This window comes from Pseudoalteromonas luteoviolacea NCIMB 1944 (assembly GCF_001625565.1).
Lineage (GTDB): Bacteria > Pseudomonadota > Gammaproteobacteria > Enterobacterales > Alteromonadaceae > Pseudoalteromonas > Pseudoalteromonas luteoviolacea_F.
Window position 1 is genome coordinate 129236 of the sequence record NZ_AUXS01000022.1, and the last position, 17971, is coordinate 147206.

15 protein-coding genes are annotated in these 17971 nt (G+C 42.9%); 7 read left to right on the forward strand and 8 right to left on the reverse strand.

Features of this window, described 5'->3' with window-relative positions:
- The first annotated feature begins 43 nt into the window (after window positions 1-43).
- Complete coding sequence (locus N483_RS08720; RefSeq protein ID WP_023400776.1) at window positions 44-1000, forward strand: methylenetetrahydrofolate reductase; 957 nt, start codon at window positions 44-46, stop codon at window positions 998-1000.
- 68 nt (window positions 1001-1068) lie between these two features.
- On the opposite strand, the gene N483_RS08725 is transcribed toward N483_RS08720, so the two are convergent.
- Window positions 1069-3495, reverse strand: coding sequence for a zinc-dependent metalloprotease (locus tag N483_RS08725; protein WP_023400775.1), 2427 nt, complete (start codon window positions 3493-3495; stop codon window positions 1069-1071).
- A gap of 159 nt (window positions 3496-3654) precedes the next feature.
- On the opposite strand from N483_RS08725, the gene N483_RS08730 reads away from it, so the two are divergent.
- Window positions 3655-4623, forward strand: coding sequence for a class 1 fructose-bisphosphatase (locus N483_RS08730; protein ID WP_023400774.1), 969 nt, complete (start codon window positions 3655-3657; stop codon window positions 4621-4623).
- A gap of 23 nt (window positions 4624-4646) precedes the next feature.
- Here the strand turns inward: N483_RS08730 and N483_RS08735 are convergent, their stop codons facing one another.
- From N483_RS08735 to N483_RS08750, 4 genes are read right to left on the reverse strand one after another with little or no spacing between them, the layout of a single operon-like run.
- Window positions 4647-4964 (reverse strand): hypothetical protein, encoded by a 318-nt coding sequence (locus N483_RS08735; protein ID WP_023400773.1) that lies wholly within the window; start codon window positions 4962-4964, stop codon window positions 4647-4649.
- 24 nt (window positions 4965-4988) lie between these two features.
- Complete coding sequence (locus tag N483_RS08740; RefSeq protein WP_023400772.1) at window positions 4989-5774, reverse strand: ATP-binding cassette domain-containing protein; 786 nt, start codon at window positions 5772-5774, stop codon at window positions 4989-4991.
- The gene (locus tag N483_RS08745) at window positions 5774-6706 is read right to left on the reverse strand and encodes an ABC transporter permease (RefSeq protein WP_023400771.1); all 933 of its coding nucleotides are present in this window, start codon (window positions 6704-6706) and stop codon (window positions 5774-5776) included. Before N483_RS08745 ends, N483_RS08740 begins: the two co-directional genes overlap by 1 nt.
- Entirely contained in the window at window positions 6693-7790 is a 1098-nt protein-coding gene (locus tag N483_RS08750) for a substrate-binding domain-containing protein (protein ID WP_052027414.1), read from the reverse strand. The genes N483_RS08745 and N483_RS08750 overlap by 14 nt, the downstream gene beginning before the upstream one ends.
- Before the next feature lie 196 nt (window positions 7791-7986).
- On the opposite strand from N483_RS08750, the gene N483_RS08755 reads away from it, so the two are divergent.
- Window positions 7987-9180: an ROK family transcriptional regulator gene (locus N483_RS08755; protein WP_023400769.1), complete on the forward strand. Its 1194-nt coding sequence runs from the start codon at window positions 7987-7989 to the stop codon at window positions 9178-9180.
- Window positions 9181-9199: 19 nt separating this feature from the next.
- On the opposite strand, the gene N483_RS08760 is transcribed toward N483_RS08755, so the two are convergent.
- The gene (locus N483_RS08760; protein WP_023400768.1) at window positions 9200-10033 is read right to left on the reverse strand and encodes a sulfurtransferase; all 834 of its coding nucleotides are present in this window, start codon (window positions 10031-10033) and stop codon (window positions 9200-9202) included.
- A gap of 90 nt (window positions 10034-10123) precedes the next feature.
- Here N483_RS08760 and N483_RS08765 point away from each other — a divergent pair, with 90 nt between their 5' ends.
- Complete coding sequence (locus N483_RS08765; RefSeq protein WP_023400767.1) at window positions 10124-11131, forward strand: glycosyltransferase family 9 protein; 1008 nt, start codon at window positions 10124-10126, stop codon at window positions 11129-11131.
- A gap of 11 nt (window positions 11132-11142) precedes the next feature.
- Here the strand turns inward: N483_RS08765 and N483_RS08770 are convergent, their stop codons facing one another.
- Entirely contained in the window at window positions 11143-13455 is a 2313-nt protein-coding gene (locus N483_RS08770) for an EAL domain-containing protein (RefSeq protein WP_023400766.1), read from the reverse strand.
- Between the two features lie 461 nt (window positions 13456-13916).
- A complete protein-coding gene (locus N483_RS08775) occupies window positions 13917-15017 on the reverse strand; it encodes a phosphoribosylaminoimidazolesuccinocarboxamide synthase (RefSeq protein ID WP_023400765.1) in 1101 nt (366 codons plus the stop codon).
- A gap of 195 nt (window positions 15018-15212) precedes the next feature.
- Between N483_RS08775 and N483_RS08780 the strand changes: the two genes are divergently transcribed.
- From N483_RS08780 to N483_RS08790, 3 genes are read left to right on the forward strand one after another with little or no spacing between them, the layout of a single operon-like run.
- A complete protein-coding gene (locus tag N483_RS08780) occupies window positions 15213-15899 on the forward strand; it encodes an ABC transporter ATP-binding protein (protein ID WP_023400764.1) in 687 nt (228 codons plus the stop codon).
- Window positions 15896-17230: an ABC transporter permease gene (locus N483_RS08785; RefSeq protein ID WP_023400763.1), complete on the forward strand. Its 1335-nt coding sequence runs from the start codon at window positions 15896-15898 to the stop codon at window positions 17228-17230. The genes N483_RS08780 and N483_RS08785 overlap by 4 nt, the downstream gene beginning before the upstream one ends.
- Before the next feature lie 52 nt (window positions 17231-17282).
- On the forward strand, window positions 17283-17738 hold the full coding sequence (locus tag N483_RS08790; protein ID WP_231105435.1) for a DUF3299 domain-containing protein: 456 nt from the start codon (window positions 17283-17285) through the stop codon (window positions 17736-17738).
- Window positions 17739-17971 lie beyond the last annotated feature (233 nt).

The window sequence follows — 17971 nt, forward strand, 5'->3', positions numbered from 1 at the left end:
CTATATTTACCCTACTACGATGAATTAAGTGGGAATGAGACACATGGCTTTATCGCTGCAAGAGAAAATATTAGACCCGAACCAAGGGGTATACTTGATTGGTACTACGCCACCGAAGTTGGGTACCGACAGTGAAAAACTACATACCATAGCGACTAAGTTATTAGATAGATTGCATGAAATCGAATATGACGGTGTGATAATTTACGATATTCAAGATGAAAGCAGTCGTACACAAGTGCCGAGACCATTTCCATTTAAACAAACAGTTGACCCCTGTGAATACAGTAAACTGGTGCGTGATCTATCAAAACTTGATGTCATTACATACAAGAGCGTCGCGCAGCGGGATCGCGAAGAATTCAATCAATGGTTACATAAAACCAAACAAGATTTTGACCTGAACAACTTAGTACTAGTTGGTAGCCCCTCTTCACAAGGTGATATCAAATTAGGCTTGCCAGAAGCTTACCAAACGCTGCAAGCACATCCAGAGAGTTTTTTCTTGGGTGGCGTTACAATCGCCGAGCGCCATTCCAATAAACGCAATGAGCATGAAAGGTTAATAGATAAAACAGCAAAGGGATGTGAGTACTTCATTTCTCAAGCTGTGTATGATGCACAGGCGAGCATTGACTTATTAACTAGCTATGCGCGCACGTGTCGCCAGCAAGGGCTTGAGCCAAAGCGCATTATTTTAACATTTACACCATGTGGTGGAGAAAAAACCCTTGAGTTTATGAAGTGGCTAGGTATCTCTGTGCCTGAGGCGACGAAATGGCGCATGTTAGATGCAGAGAATACCCTTAATGAGTCCATTAAAATTTGTCGAGAAAATCTCGACCTGATTTTGCGCAGCTGCGCACACCTCAATATCCCGCTGGGGCTGAACATTGAGAGCTTAACAAACCGCAAAGAAGAAATTGACGCGTCTATTAACTTATACAGATTATTAAAAGCAACCATGGAACTGCAATTAGCAGAGAAGCAAATAGCTTAACCACAACTTTAATTCTCGTAGTAAAAAGCCCCTTAATTGGGGCTTTTTTATATCTAAATTAATTTCGATTAGATTGGTGAACCCGGTGGCATTGACAGCGGTGCATAGTTTGCTGGCCACTTACCTTCTTTCAAGAAGTGCTGAATATGCTCACCCAAAAAGAGTTCGAATGCTTGCGCTTTGGTGGGGCTAGAAAACAGTGACTGCTCAGTTGCGTCCGCTGCAATTTGTCGCAAATAATAGCGTAGCTGCGCCTGAACTTCTGGAGCAACTTTATCACTGCTACTTAAATTGGCCATTCTATATGCCGTTAAATACTGTACACGGTCATTTAGCTTTTTCGCCATTGGTGATTTAGGGTTTGCTTTAAATACTTGCTTGTGAATTTGAGTGAAAATCTCATCACTGCCTAAAAATCGGTTGTTACGAGCGTGTTGTTGTGCAACTCGGTTTAAGCGCTCAGCATTCAGTAGAAGCTGCAACGTATGTTGGCTCGCCATTTCTGGTAATGCCATTGCATCTAGTGTTAAACCGGTACGGCCGTGAATACTTTCACGATTGCGCGCCTCACCATAGGCCTTAGGTGGGATCAAAGCAAGGATTGCTTCAGGCACAGCCAATGCCTCAGGTGATAGGGTCTCAAGTAATGACTTTAACGCATCGACCTGCTGCTCTTTCGCAACCACTTCAGCACCTTTTACGTCTCCTTCACCCCTTACTTCGTACTCATAATCAACCCCGCCGATCAGCTTGACCACGGACTCCACTTGATACCTGTGGAACAAATATAGCGGGACTAACTTTTCTTCTAGCTGTGAAAGCGCGACACCTGGTTTGATATTTTCAATACCAAAATGTCCAAGGGCTTGTTTGCGGATCCCCATTACACGGCGCAGTTCTGTGATTGGGTCTTCGCCATTGTCCCATAGATGGGCAGTAGGATGTGCTCCCCCTTGCGGCCTAGCATCTGCGTCTGAAATATACTCTAATCCAAGCTCTTTTGTTTGTTGTATTACTTGTGCGAGTTCTTCGGCCTCATCAGCGGCTCTGAAGTCACTATATCCATACTTAACAGCTTGAATGTCCCATGCTCCCATACCCGATGCGTACCCTTTACTCACATCTAACTGACCATTATTGGTAAATTGTACGAGTGGGTGCGGATAATCCATAACAGAAGCGCGACCGTCAGCCGATGCAGCAAAATTGTGAGCTATTCCCAAAGTATGGCCGATTTCATGCGCACTGAGCTGACGAATTCTATCCAATGCCATATCATGTAGTTTTTTCGCCGTTTCATCTCCATTTTTAAATGGCGCAGCCAATGCTTCAGCAATGAGAATATCTTGGCGTACCCGCAATGAGCCTAGTGTTACGTGACCTTTGATTATTTCCCCAGTAAGCGGGTTGATAATAGATGCACCGTAAGACCATCCTCGTGTCGCTCTATGGACCCATTGGATCACGTTATAGCGAATATCCATAGGGTCGGCATGTTCTGGCAACATTTTTACTTCAAATGCGCCCTTATAACCTGCCGCTTCAAAAGCTTGCTCCCACCAGCGAGCACCATCTAATAAAGCCGTTTTTACTGGCTCAGGAACACCGGGATCCAAATAATATACGATTGGCTTTATGGCCTCCGAAACCTTTGCCGTTGGGTCCTTTTTCTCTAGGCGGTGACGCGGTATGTAACGAACATACATCGAGCTACCAAGCGGTGCCGAGTAGTCTTTATGTTCAATGCTCCAAAATCCAGATTGCGGGTGAAAAACACGCGGCTGGTAATTATCGTCAGGCAGCGCAATTAATGAGTGACGTTGATGGACTGTGATTGAATATGGATCAGCCACCGCCTGTCGAACAAACTTCCCAGGCTCACCACCTTTAAACGTCAGTACCGCCTCTAACTCGGTATTTTGTACAAACGCTTTGGATCTCGGTGTATAGACAGCACTGCGGCTGGTATCCAAACTGTAATTGCCTTGCTTGGTTGCTTTTAATCGACGAGAAACACCGTGAACATCCGACATTAAATACGGTGTGTAATCTATCAAAACGCTATCACTATCCTCTGCAACGACTTTGAAACCATGCAAAATACTTGAAGCAAACGCCTCTTTTACACTTTGCTTTTCTGCGTCGTTATTTGCACTTGCACGATAGTAAGTATTGTTTGCACGCAGCATGACTTTGTCACCAAAGCGTTCAAATTGTACTAAATGGCTGCCACCTAACTGCCCGCGATCCAAACCGATATCATTTGAACCCACACCGTAAGGCAAGCTATGTTGCAATAAAAAAGGCTTTGAAAATTTATCGACGTCTAGGTAAATTTTCCCGCTGCTCTGGTCAGCATAAAACGAGTAAAATCCAGGAAAGTGGTTAAACTTATCAGTAAATTCGTCTATGGACTTAATTGCTGCCTGCGCATGCGTTATCATAGGCAGTAACAAAGCAGTGACGAGATAAGGGGTAAAGCGTCTCTTAATCATAATAGTGTCTTTGTTATTTCATGTTTTGTGGTTGTTTTTTAGCTAGTATATAAAATTGTATACAAAAAACAGTAATTCAAGACGAAATTCAGCGCAGTTCGCAGTGCCTCTCTCACATAAAACCACTGCGACCCGACAAACGTTATCAGGATTTAAAATATGCGTAGATTACCACCGGTGTTATTTGAAGATGGGTGCTCTAGAGAATTAGTTTCTCTGATCCGTACAATTTTGGCGGCTTGTAAAGAGATCTCTTTTAGAGTTGGGCAGGGTGCACTGTCAGGTGTTTTAGGCTCTACTTTGGATGAAAATATTCAAGGAGAAACCCAGAAAAAACTAGACGTTCTGTCAAACCAACTAATCAAAGACATCTTATTGGAATCTGGATACGTAAAAGCAATTGCTTCTGAAGAGGAAGACTATACAGTTGCTGGTAACCCAAACGCCAAATACATAGTTTCATTTGACCCGCTAGATGGCTCATCTAACACAGATATCAACTCACTTGTGGGCACGATTTTCTCTATTATGGAAGCGCCTGAAGGTTCAGATCCTGCTGATCCCGCCATTTTCATGCAGCCAGGTAAAAACCAAATTGCAGCAGGGTATGTCTTGTATGGACCGTCTACCACACTTGCCTTATCAACGGGTAAAGGTACGCGCATCTTTACATTAGATAAAACCCATGGCAGCTTCTTATTGACTGAAGATTTCGCAAAAATTCCAGAAGATACTCAAGAATTTGCGGTCAATGCTTCAAACCAGCGTCACTGGCAACCGGCAATGAAAGAGTATATCGCAGACTTGTTGGCAGGTGCTGAAGGGCCTAGAGGGAAAAACTTTAACATGCGTTGGATTGCTGCCATGGTAGGTGATGTACATCGCGTATTATGTCGCGGCGGCTTATTTACTTACCCTGCCGATACTAAAAATCCAGAAAAACCTTATAAACTAAGACTGCTTTATGAAGCAAACCCAATGGCTATGCTAGTTGAGCAAGCAGGTGGGTTAGCGCACACTGGTGCAGAGCGTATTTTAGACATTCAGCCAAATGCGATCCACCAGCGTGTTGCTGTTATTTTGGGTTCGAAAAACGAAGTTGAAGCCTGTTTGAATTACCACAAGTAATTCAACATCCTTTGCATTTTAGGTCAATCTAACAGCGCGACTAAGCGCGTTAGTTTGACCTTGTCGATGCCTCCCATCAGCTCGGGATCAGATAAGGCGTATAAACAGCCTTCTAACTCTCCCACGTCATACTCTTCTCGCTGTAATAACACCGTCGCCCAGAGTTCTAAATCCGATACATCTATTTCATCGTCAATTGCGCGCAGCAACACTGCTTTGAAGGTTGTCACAGACAATGTGTAAGCCCCCACTTGTACTGTATTGTTGAGCATAACTTGTATGGCATTATCTCTATCTATACCAAACTCAGCAAATGTACATACGGCTTCAAAATAATTCACACTATCCTCTCAAATCTGATTGACTTAACTCGCCTGTGGCACTTCCAGCACAGTCCCATTCATGTATGCAAGTAGCTGTGTTTGACTCACCTCTTTGAGCGCCACATCCGCCACTGAATAACCTTGAAATAACACCACGGCTCGATCACAAAGCGTACTTACTTGATGCAAATTATGGCTGATCAACATAATTGCAATCCCTTGAGAGCTAAGCAAACGGATCAGTGACATTAAAAAACCATACTGCTCAGCCCCTAAAGCTGAAGTGGGCTCATCCATAACAATTATATCGGCTCCTGCATGGACGGCTCGTATAATAGCAACAACTTGCTTTTGACCACCAGACAAGGTTGCTACAGGCGCGTTGAGATCAGGTAAGTATGTGCCTAGTCTTTGTAGAAGTTTTTGTGCCTTTTTAGCCATCGCGTTTTTGTCAAGCCAGCCAAAAAACCTTAAAATTTTATTGGCGTGCAAAATCTCTCGATTTAGAAATAGGTTTTCAATCACGCTTAACTCATTCACCAATGCCAGCTCCTGATGAACAATCGCCAAGCCAGCTTGCTGAGAGGCGCTTGGAGAGTTTAATAACAATGCCTGTTCATTTATTTCTATGGTGCCTTTATTTGGTTGTATCCGACCGGCAAGACAATTGACAAGCGTCGATTTGCCTGCGCCATTGTCACCTAATAACGCGACAACCTCTCCCCGGTTTATACTAAAGCTCACGCCATTTAGCACATCAACACCATCGAAGTTTTTCTGTAAACCACTCACTTTTAATACGATTTGGTCCAATGCCGAGCGTTTCATTATTTATTCACCTTTGAGGTAACGATCACTGCCGCAATCAAAATTATGCCTTTCACCATCATTTGTTCATTGCTAGAAAACCCACTGAGAATTAAGCCATTGTTAATACATCCAATAAGCCAAACTCCCAGCAAGACACCAATAATATTGACTCTCCCACCCAATAAACTGCATCCACCTAAAGCCACGGCGGCAATTAGCGCCATTAAATCGGACTCGCCAATGGCATATCTCGCACTTTGCATTCGACCGGCATATAGCAAACCAGCCAATGCTGCAAACCCACCTGACAACGCCATTGCGCAAACTCGTATGCGAGATACCACTAGCCCCATACTATGAGCAGCTGGTTTGCTTGCTCCTACCGCAAATAAATGACGGCCAAATCGCAGTTTGTTTAAAATGGTATGAGCTAAGAAGACCAAACCTGCTAACCACAATATTTGTGAGGGTATACCAATCACTGTACCTTGACCAAAAAGGCTAATAAACTGAGGATCTATAATCGGAATTGATTGCAGCCCAGACAGCTGCCGTGAAAAGCCAGTCAGAAACCCGAGCATTCCCAGTGTGACAATCAAAGATGGTATGCCCAAACGCTCGCATAAATAGCCATTTAACGCACCAATGAGTCCACCAAGTAACAGCGATACAACAACCGCTATAGTGATCCCATAGGATTGAAGTAACATAGCTGCAACCAAGCCGCATATTGCCACAATTGCACCTATTGACAGGTCAATATGTCCAACAGAAAGAGCAAAGCTCAGACCAATAGCCATAACCACAATAGGACTCGTTTGCATCAATATATTGAGCAAATTGGCAGTGGTAAAAAATGCGGTATGAGAGAGTAGCACTGTAAAGATCAGCATTGTTATCGCAAAAGCATAGTAAACAAGTGTGTGTGCAGTCAGCTTAACGTGCATCATGATCTTCTCCATGTCCCGTGGCTTCTTGTGACTGTTCCAATACACTTTTTAATATATGCGGCAGAGGTGTCTTAAAGGCAAGACGCCATGATTCGGCGATATTTTCGAATGTCACTGAATTGTAGTTTACCTGCGTGTACAGAGGAGTACTTACGTCCGTTGCTGCACCAGCACCAATCCTTGCCATTAAAGTACCAATTTGGTGGGGGCGATCAGATACAGCGCCATACATATTGCCATGCAGCGCCATATCTAGCAGGTTATTGGTACCAAGATCGTGTGATATCACTTTAACATCTTTGCGATTGGCGATACGAAGCGACTCTATTACGCCTTCAGCTGCGGCATCCCAAGAAACATAAATGGCTTTGAGATCTGGATGCTGAATTAACATCGCAGCTGTTAGTTGTGCGGTTTGGCTTTTTTTCACAAAACCTTTTTTTACCATGAGATGTATATCTTCGTACTGTTCGAGTGCGTCAACAAAGGCTTCATCTCGTTTATTAGTGATATGATAATCTGCCTCATGGTAAATCATCCCCACCTTCCCTTGACTGTCAATTGCTTGTGCAACCAAGTTTGCAGCTGCGCGCCCCATACCGTCTACATTATCGCCAACCAAACCTGCAAAATCCTGACCGTGTATAAACCCGGCGATTGGGTTACTGAGCAAAACCAGCTGCGTTCCCGCTTTGCTCAAGCGTAAATAACTGGGCTTTGCACTGAGACTATCTATGCTCAATGACAGTAAAATATCAGGGGTTAAAGCAGCTAAAGTTTCTAAATCAGATATTTGCTTCGCAGGATCATAATGTGCTTCGGTTACCGCTAGCACTTCAATACCAAGTCGCTTGAACTCCTCTTTCGCCCCCAATGTGACCGAATTAACCCAAGGACTTGAACCATGCCATGCCATAACCGCAGTGAGCTTTGCGTCTTGCACTTTAGCTTCTTGCTGCTGTGTAAGCGTAAAACCGTCACTGCTATTAGCAACAGCGAGATGATTGCAGCTAAGACACACCAAAATACCTAAAAACAACTTGATACACGCTTTTTCACAATGCCTTAGCTTACTTAGCATCATCCAATAGTCCCTTTAATGAAAACCAACATTAGTACATATAATCAGCACACTATGGTTTGTCAATTTATTTTACTAACCCCGGTGTGCTGTGATAGTCGACTGAAAAATTTAAACTATTCGAAAATCACTCTTTGTGTAATAAGATAAGCAGTCTAACGACGTAGTCGATATTCGAGATAAAATTAAAGGAAAAACTGTGAAAGGGTCAAATGCTAAGCAAAATAAAGCCGTTAACTTACGTTTAGTATTGACGCAGATCGTCACCCTAGGACCAATTTCTCGGGCTGAAATCGCACGTAATACGATGTTAACTAAGCAAACCATTACTAACATGGTAGAAGAGCTCTTAGCCTTAGACCTGGTTGAAGAAATTGGCATAAAGCGCACCGAGGGAGCTGGTAAGCCTTCAAAAATGTTGTGTTTAAACAAGTATGCAGCGTTTACTTATGCAGTTCGAATATCTTCCGATACACTGGAATTAGGGGTGTATTACCTCAACGGGGAATGTCACAGCAAAACCACGCAACATTTTGCATCACAGCCGACTGCCGCAGACATAGTTGAGGCGATAAATATCTTTGCAAAAGAGCAAAAGCTAAATCAAAACAAAATATTGGCTGTTGGACTATCAATTCAAATCCATCGCGCTGACGCAATAACCCAGTACCAAAAAAATCAAGCACTGCAGGCGCAATTGAGTGAACTACTCCACTTACCTGTCGCCATAGAAACCACCGCATCGGCTTGTGCAGCCTATCAGATGCTGTTTGGCGAAGCACAAACATTACATAATTTTATATACATTCATATCGGGAGCAAAGTAGAAGCCGCTGTTGTATACGATAGACAAGTACTATTGGGACAAAATGGATTAACCGGCGCCATTGGGGATATTTTTGTGACCCCAGAGCACAATGAAAAAACGGGGGAGCTCGGTACTCTGAATGACTTTGTTTCACTCAACTCTCTGCGCTCATGTCTTGCAAACGGCTCAGAGGCCAACATATCTCTCAGTGAATTAACCCCGTTACAACACCCTATGTGTGAAAAGTGGATTGCCCGTGCCACTGAGCCACTGCGTATCGCCATTCATACCTTGGAGTCATTACTAAATACCCAGACAATCATTGTTGGCAGCGATATGAGCGAAGCTTGCCTAGATAGTCTAATTGCGCAATTGAGACCATTCATTCCCTCTATCTCTCAAATGGGCGAACGCGAAATAGTTAGATTAATTAAGGTACCTAATATCAGTAGCATCGCATTAACCGGTGTTGCTACTCTCCCACTACATGCAGCATTGAGTAGCAAAAATATGCAAACACTGTACACGCCATCTATCTGGAATGAAAATGCATTGCAACGCAGTATTTTTTCACATGCCTTTTAGTATGCTTAAACTACGCTCCTTAGCTTATTTCAACAGGAAGATCTATAAGCTTTCCCCATTCGCTCCAGGAACCGTCATAAACGTGTAGATCTGAATAACCACATTCAGTTGCTGCCAACGCTAAAATACACGCCGTGATCCCTGAACCACAGCTAAATTGCAGTGCTTTTGTATGCGGCTGAATACCAAATTGAGAAAAGAGCACAGTTAACTCAGACACAGGCTTTAGCAGCCCCTGCTCTGTAAGTAATTTACTATAAGGCAAGTTTACACTGTTGGGGATATGTCCTTGGCGCATACCAGATCTAGGCTCAGCGCCTTCACCAGCAAAACGCTGCGCCCCTCTGGCATCTATGAGCAAAGTTTGTTGGCACTCTATTTTTTCTTTCACCTCTTCTCTATCAATAAAAAAGCCATTTTTGGGCTCAGCTGTAAAATCACCAATATTCGCTGCAAGTGAATAGTCTGCAACGGTAGGATAACCACACGCTTGCCAGTGCTTTAAACCTCCATCGAGTACAAATACCTGTTCAAATCCCATGGCTTTGAACATCCACCAAGCTCTTGCCGCACTAAACAAGCCTTTATCATCATATACGACCACAATATCATCGTTATTGATACCTAATTGGCGTGCTTCAGCTTGAAAGACTTCACGCGAGCACATCATGTTTGGCACTGACGTATTGTGTTCACTAAAAGTGTGACTAATGTCAAATCGCAATGCCCCTGGGATGATAGTATCAGGTTGATAAACGCCAGATTCACCCGGCTTTATTATTCCAGAATCAAGAATAATGACATCTTGTCTATTTTCGTGAAGCCACTGACAACTTTTTAAGTTTTTTATCATTTTCACACACTTATTTGATTAAATTTGGTTAAATTCCTACACAGCTAACGCTATACTAGATAGCTTTAGTGAATATCTCAAATAGTGTATATGGGCAGCAACATCATTGATTCAAGCCAAATGGGGGATACCATTTTAGCTGTATTACCAAAGTTTATTGGTGATGCGATTAACACCCTACCGGCATTAGAGCTATTGAAAAAACTGTACCCAACACAGCGCATTTGTGTGCTGGTGAGACCGTTTATGGTTGGTTTGTTTAGTCGTGCAGAACACTATGGTTGTGAGCTTATACTTGATAAACGCTATTGTGAGAAAACACAATACGGTGTTTTCGATATGATCCGCGAACTCAAGTCATACAACTTTTCGATGGCTATTTTATTTCGAGGGTCTTTCAGAGACGCACTGCAGATAAAATTGTCAGGTATCAAAACTATTGTTGGCTATGCGCAAAATGCCAGAAGCCCACTCTTAAGTCATGCACTAAAACTCAATCAATGTGAGCACTACATTCACCGCTATTGCAAACTTATTAATGATCCCCATGGTCAGCCCTTTAAGCAGTTTAATGCTCCAACTCTTCGGCCAAGAGAACTCGAACCTTTTATTTCCAATAAACGTAATATTGCGCTTTATTTAGGGGGATCAGTCAAAGGAGCTCGTTTTTACCCACAAGACCTATCGGAAGCGTTATTACAGCGAATAAAATCTCAGCATGACGCTAACCTATACTTACTGGGTGCCCAATCAGAGCAAGCTGACATGAACTCACTCAAATGTGATCTTGAACGTAAAGGTGTCACCGTGACCAATCTGGCAGGTAGCATGTCTCTTGAAGAACTCGTTGATACAATAGGCATGATGGACGTTATGATCTCTATAGATTCCGGCCCTATGCATATCGCTGCAGCGTGTAATATACCTTGCATTGCTATTATAGGTCAGGGTACATCACCTTGGTCTATCGTTGCCCCTAAAACTGACTCTTTAATTGCACTGCATCACCGTTCCATGTCTTTTAGTGAGTCTCAAATGATCCGAGACGTAAGTCCAGATAAAATTTGTCAGGCGTTGCAAAAAGCGATTAACGCATAAAGCTCAACCTCCTAAACGGCTTTATGATGCTGGCCTAGCCACTGCGTAAAGTCGTCCGCCTTCAATGGGCGACTCAAATAGTACCCTTGCGCGTAATCACATTTCATTTCTTCTAAAATCTTCAATGACTCAACATCTTCAACTCCTTCAGCAACAACAGAAAACCCTAGTTGATGTCCCAAGCTAATTGTTGAGCGCACGATACATTGGTCTTGATGGGAACCTGCTAACTTCAATATAAATACTTTATCTAGTTTTAGTTCGTCAATTGGCAGCATTTTTAGACGCCCCAACGATGTTTGACCAACACCATAGTCATCCAATGATATATGAACACCAATTTCCTTAAGTGCGATCAGAGCTGCGATCCCCTTTTCTTCATTTTCAATCATATCGCGCTCAGTCAATTCAATTGTGATCAGGTTTGCTGGCACCGAATAAGCACTTAACATAGATTGCAAATGCGGAATAAACTCAGCATCGGCAATATCTTGTGCTGACACATTGATGGCTGCTTTCATCGTTAAGCCCTGTGCAGACCACATTGATATCTGGGAGATAACTGTACGCAGTACCCACTGAGTTAAGTCGACAATTAATCCCGATTGCTCCGCCAAATCAATGAATAACTCAGGGGAAACCCAATCGCCATTGTTTCGCTTCCAACGGATCAAGGACTCAACCTTGTCTACAAGGCCTGTGCGCATATTTAGCTTTGGTTGATAGGTCATAAATAATTGCCCATCATCTTCTGCAAGTGCCTGCTTTAACTCATCGACAATTTCTAGCCTTTCGAGATATGCCTCATCTTCGCCAGTTTGGTAAAAATAGACATCTTCAACGTCATTAGATGCATTGTCGGCTGCAATTAATGCCCTTCGAATACTGTCATCTGCATTATCCGCTTGCTCAGGAATGTTAACTACGCCCACACTGAAACGTAAATTAATATCAAAACTGTGCACTGTATAACTGGGGTTCAGCTTATCTAAAAAGTTTTCCACACATTGCGCCATGGTAGAATGTGATTTGGCCTGTAAGACAGTTAAAAACTCATCACCACCAAGCCTAACGTTAAGTCCTTCAAAGCTTGCTGTAACCTGTTCAATTCGCTCCGCCACAGCCTGTATGCAGCTATCCCCTATGCGCGGACCAAGCTTATCATTGATATGACGAAGCCCTTTTATATCCAGCACCAATAAGTAATAAACTTGATCTGAAGAAAATAGAGCATCTAGAATAGGCATCGCAGAGGTACGATTGTAAAACCCGGTCAATGAGTCATGACTTGCTTGGTAACGGATTTTCTTCTCGCGCGCTTGAATGTCATCTCCCATTTCATGAAAGGCATCGACAAGCTGGCAAATTTCTTTCGTCGGCCGAGCCTCATGAATTTGCGCGTGATAGTCGCCCTTGGCAAAGCGCTTTGCCATCACCGTCAGCTGCTGTAAGGGAGTTGCTAAGTTTCTTGCTAAAAAACCGCTGGTAACAAAACCAAACAACATAGTAATACAAGAAAGAAAAACAATAGTTAGCACTAACTGATCAAACTCTTCATACTCAGATCGTAAGTCCGCGCTTAAAATTAAACTGACAGGTACTTTAGTTAGAGCGGGTAGAGCCACTTCCGCATTTACATACAGCGGATATTCGCCAAACCAGCGATGTATTTTTTGCTCATGGAGGTGAGTAAATAAATCCCTGTCTTCAGGGATCTGTATTGAACTGGCTTTCATCCGCTCGCCCTGACTGATAAAGCTCATCTCCATCCCTGTTAGCCCTTTTAGCTGCTCAGCGATGGGTTCATCAACCACAAAACCTACGATTGTAAACGCAATAGTGCGAGGTGCCTTCACGGGTAAGATAATGGCTTGATACAGCTTTTTGTCTAACACCACAAACGCTGAACGTTCTTCATGTGCCAGCAACTCCTTAACTAAAGGCCGCATATCTTGAGGTAGCTCTAGTTGGTTCTGGTTAGTAGAAATCAACTTTCCACGCATATCCAACAGCAACATCAGCTCGGCATTTATTCGTTGGCTATGATTGAACAGCACACTGCTTATGGTCGACGCATCTCTGGTCGCCACAGCCTGCTTAAAACCAAAATCTTGTGTAAGTACAGATGCTGCTGTCACCAATAGACGTTCTCTTGCAACCAAGTATTGCTGGTAAACACTTTGTGCCTTTTGAATGTCCTGTTGCACTTGGCGTTCTTTAAATTGACTTGTCGACCACCAAAATCCAGCAAGACTAGCCACTGCGGTTATCAATACTAGGCCAACACACAGTACAATAATTCTGTTTTTAAAACTTGTGCCCATAATGTTCCTTTAATACATCAATGAGTTAACAAATCAGGCATTGAATGGCACGCAAGATGCTGCCGCTTCCTCTTTCGATCCTCATCGACAAACTGTTATGGCTAATCCAATCTAAAGACCGATTGTTTTGGTAAAATATTTCAAAAATACACAACTAAGTGCGTAGCTAACCCTAAGCATACTTATGTTGTTAACCAATAAACCAGCAATTCGTATACCTAAAATATAGTTGAAAGCAATCAAATGATACTTGCCTATTTGACAGGTATAGTCAACATTGCGCTCCCCTCAGCAAAGATATTTGTTTAGAGACGGATACAAATGGTGGAGCGAACTTAGCCACACTCGGTTATCTTGTAATCTTAAGTTAAAGTGACTTGGAAGGGAAAATCAAGGAATTCACAAACGAATGCCCAACAATCATTTAAACCACTGATTGCTAGGCATTTTAGCGAGGCTAACTAGTCGATAAGTCCGTATTGCTCAGACAGAATCTCAATGACTTCTGCACGTGGATCTTGAGGGATTACCAGCTCTTTGCCAACAATCTTGCTCGCAATCCCAACATAGGTATCCGACACTGACATCATCACCTCTTGCGGAAGCTGATATGACCTTGCCAATGATTCACGCTCTGGCATACGATCTTTATTTAATAAAACATCGCTGTCCGGTACATTATTAATCAATAGCTGACGGAAACCTTCTTTCGAGTTCTCAATGATTTTACCATCTCGGTATGCCGGGCCATCCCAGATACGTGACGAATCAGGCGTGCCGACTTCATCGATATAAATAAGACGTGTCGCACCATCTGCATCTTCAACGTAACCAAACTCAAATTTTGTATCAACAAAAATTTGGTCAAGCTTGTTCAGTTCAGCTGAGATTAAATTAAAGCCATCACTGAGCAATTGCTCATAACGTGCAACATCTTCTTCTGACCGGAAGTTAAACGCATCCAAATTGTCTGTGATATTACTGCGAGTAATATTTACATCATCCACTTCTGGTACACCATCAACACCTGAAATAATGCCTTTCGTTGAAGGAGTAATTAAAACGTCATCTAATTTCTGGTGCGCCACTAATCCTTCCGGTAATTGAATACCACAAAACTCGCGAACACCTTTACTGTAATCTCGCCACATGCTGCCAGTGATATATTGACGTGCGATGGCTTCTACACGCACAGTACTCGCTTTGCGAACAATCCACACATATGGGTGAGGAATATCAACAATGTGATTACCAGCAAGCCCTGCTTCATCAAATAATTTAAACCAGTGGGCTGCAACACTATTTAAGGCAATACCTTTTCCTGGTACACCATTTAAACCGTTTTCACCTTGCCAAATACAGTCGAATGCCGAAATACGGTCAGAAATCACCATAATTGCCAGCTCTGTTCCAGCAGGCACATCATAGCCCTTTTCTTCGATTAATCTGGCACTATCTTGGTCGGTTAACCAATAAACCGAACGTACTTTACCACTATGAACTGCACCTTTAGTGCGAATTGGTAGATCGTCATTGACGTCTAGAACTTTGTAGCTACTCATTGTATCTCCATAGAGAACGGCTGCGTCTTGCTAAAGGACGCATAATACAGAGGGGGTTAGAGGGGTGTATAATAGTCGAGCGCAGCAAAAATCACAATTGTTTACCGCATTCCAAGGCAAACCGAGCGTAACTTAGTTCAGTCCTACAAACTTCTGGGATACTATGATTGAAACTCGGTACTAAGAGATGTTTAAATGATCCAAATTTCAGATCTCACTTTCAGCTGGCCGGGCCAGTCAAAACCAACCCTTATTATTGACAAGCTACATATCGAGAAAGGCGAAAGGCTTTTTTTACATGGTCCTAGTGGTAGTGGAAAATCAACGTTGCTCGGCCTTCTTGCCGGAATTCAAACTGCCCAAAAAGGCAGTATTTCCATACTGAATGAAAATTTAGCTAAGCTCAATGACGCCAAAAGAGACAAATTTAGAGCAGATCACATTGGCACTATATTTCAAAACTTCAACTTACTGCCTTACCTGAGCCCAGTGGAAAATGTGATGCTCGGCTGTAATTTCTCTCGGCGTAGACAAGCTAATTTGAAAACACAGGGCACCAGTGCACAGACACAAGCATGTTTATTACTTGAAGAGCTGGGACTCGATACTTCATGTCAAAACCGTACTGTTAGCGAACTCAGTATCGGGCAACAACAGCGTGTTGCAGCAGCACGGGCATTTATCGGTCAGCCTGAACTTATCATTGCCGATGAGCCAACTTCTGCACTCGATGCCGACAATAGAGATATTTTTATCAATCAACTATTCGAGCAGGCAGAACACTATCAAGCGACTATCATATTTGTCAGCCATGATAAAAGTTTATCGAGCCTATTCGACCGTCAAGTTAGTTTAAAAGGAATAAATGGAGCGAGTCTATGAAGTTAATGACCCTCGCCTTTAAGAGTATTTCAAACCGAAAAGCAAGCGTATTACTAACCTTATTTACCATTGCAATCAGCGTGATGTTACTTCTTTCTATAGAACGGGTAAGACAAGAAGCAAAACACAGCTTTAGCAGCACCATTTCTGGTACTGATTTAATCGTTGGCGCTCGGACCGGAGACATTCAATTATTGCTATCTAGCGTATTTCGTATCGGCCATGCTAACAATGGACTCTCGTGGCAAAGCTATCAGTATATAAAACAACAGAAAGGGGTTGCTTGGACTATACCGATTAGCCTCGGAGACAGTCATAAAGGTTTTTCGGTACTTGGTAGCGATGAAAGCTACTTCAAGTATTATCGTTATGGTAACAAACAGAACTTAGCATTTTCCCAAGGCCGGCCATTCCATAATGCACAAGAGGTGGTACTCGGCAGTGAAGTCGCCAAACAACTCCACTACCACTTGGGTCAAAAAATCATCGTCGCACACGGAATGGGCAATACAAGTTTTCACCACCATGACGACAACCCTCTTATTGTTACAGGGATTTTAGCCCCAACAGGAACACCTGTAGATAAAACTGTACACGTCCCTCTAAAAGCAATTGAACTTATGCATGGCCCAAAGCACAGCTCTACACAATTCATTAGCCGCAAACGTAGTTCTGATGACCACGACCACGACCACGACCACGACCACGACCACGACCACGACCACGACGAGCATAAAGAGGTTATTGACAGTCAACCAGGAGATTTAATTGGCCAGCCAAAGCAAATCACTGCTTTTTTAATGGGGTTTGATTCGCCTTTGTATACGCTACAAGTGCGTAGAAATATCAATATATACAAACCGGAAGCTCTTTCAGCCATCATGCCCGGAGTCACTTTGAGAGAGCTTTGGGGTATGCTAGATATTATTGAAAAAATCTTGTTGCTGTTTTCAGCAGTGGTTGTGTTGATTAGTTTGTTAGGCATGCTGACAACATTATTGTCTTCTTTGAGTCAACGTCGCAGAGAGCTTGCAATCTTACGTTCCGTTGGCGCTAGGCCAAGGCATATCTTTGCGTTAATGATCAGTGAAGCCGTACTCATAACCGCAATTGGATGTGCTGTCGGTATTGCTATGTTTTATGTGGCAATATTGATAGGAAAAGGTATTCTTCAAGCACATTTTGGGATTTCAATTTCAATATCCATGCTGAGTAACTATGAACTCGCATTACTTAGCGTTATCATGTTCTCAGGTACACTGATGGGGGCGATCCCTGCTGTACGTGCATATTTTTACTCACTCAATGATGGTATGAGTATCAAAGTTTAAGAGGTTTTCTATGAATTCAGTTCGCTTGGCGTCTTGGTTAAGTTTAGCTGCGATGATGTTTATATCTTTAGCAGCTGCGGCAGCGCCACCTAAAGAGTTATTTTGGGATGACTTAATCCCTGAAGGACATGAACAAATCAGTAATCAAGAAGCCGCCAGCCATGATGGCGACGATAAAAACTGGGTGCAGCCCAACTTAGACGCGCCTGTAGTAAAATCACTTGATGGGAAAAGTGTTAGTCTTCCAGGGTTTGTCGTGCCTTTAGAGGGCAATAGTGAGGTCATTACTGAATTTTTATTAGTGCCCTACTTCGGAGCATGTATCCACGTACCTCCTCCGCCACCAAATCAAATTGTTCATGTAAAGATTAAAAATGGCGTGCCCATTGATAGCTTATATGACGCCATAACGGTAACTGGCACTATTAAAGTAGAAAGTCATAAAAGCGAATTAGCACAAACAGGCTATACCATGAAAGCAGTTGGTGTTGCTCCTTTTGAACTTTAACTAAATAATGAGGAAGTGCGCACTTCCTCCCCTCCCATATCTTTTTTATCTCACCGGCCACTAAGCACTTTTCCTTTCATGTAAAAGCTGGTTGGACAATACACTGCTCACAACTGGTTAGATAACCGTTAAAATGACACCCTAGAGCAACCATTCAACAATCCACCCTCCCCGTCATCCCGAACTTGATTCAGGGTTTATGGTGCAAAGTGTTAATGACAATGAGCGAAGCG

Excerpts from the sequence above, each read along its gene's own strand:
- N483_RS08740 (WP_023400772.1), bottom strand. The coding sequence starts at position 5,774 with ATGAAACGCTCGGCATTGGACCAAATCGTATTAAAAGTGAGTGGTTTA.
- N483_RS08775 (WP_023400765.1), bottom strand. The coding sequence starts at position 15,017 with ATGAGTAGCTACAAAGTTCTAGACGTCAATGACGATCTACCAATTCGC.
- N483_RS08720 (WP_023400776.1), top strand. The coding sequence starts at position 44 with ATGGCTTTATCGCTGCAAGAGAAAATATTAGACCCGAACCAAGGGGTA.
- N483_RS08730 (WP_023400774.1), top strand. The coding sequence starts at position 3,655 with ATGCGTAGATTACCACCGGTGTTATTTGAAGATGGGTGCTCTAGAGAA.
- N483_RS08750 (WP_052027414.1), bottom strand. The coding sequence starts at position 7,790 with ATGATGCTAAGTAAGCTAAGGCATTGTGAAAAAGCGTGTATCAAGTTG.
- N483_RS08785 (WP_023400763.1), top strand. The coding sequence starts at position 15,896 with ATGAAGTTAATGACCCTCGCCTTTAAGAGTATTTCAAACCGAAAAGCA.
- N483_RS08760 (WP_023400768.1), bottom strand. The coding sequence starts at position 10,033 with ATGATAAAAAACTTAAAAAGTTGTCAGTGGCTTCACGAAAATAGACAA.
- N483_RS08765 (WP_023400767.1), top strand. The coding sequence starts at position 10,124 with ATGGGCAGCAACATCATTGATTCAAGCCAAATGGGGGATACCATTTTA.
- N483_RS08745 (WP_023400771.1), bottom strand. The coding sequence starts at position 6,706 with ATGATGCACGTTAAGCTGACTGCACACACACTTGTTTACTATGCTTTT.
- N483_RS08780 (WP_023400764.1), top strand. The coding sequence starts at position 15,213 with ATGATCCAAATTTCAGATCTCACTTTCAGCTGGCCGGGCCAGTCAAAA.
- N483_RS08770 (WP_023400766.1), bottom strand. The coding sequence starts at position 13,455 with ATGGGCACAAGTTTTAAAAACAGAATTATTGTACTGTGTGTTGGCCTA.
- N483_RS08790 (WP_231105435.1), top strand. The coding sequence starts at position 17,283 with ATGATGTTTATATCTTTAGCAGCTGCGGCAGCGCCACCTAAAGAGTTA.
- N483_RS08725 (WP_023400775.1), bottom strand. The coding sequence starts at position 3,495 with ATGATTAAGAGACGCTTTACCCCTTATCTCGTCACTGCTTTGTTACTG.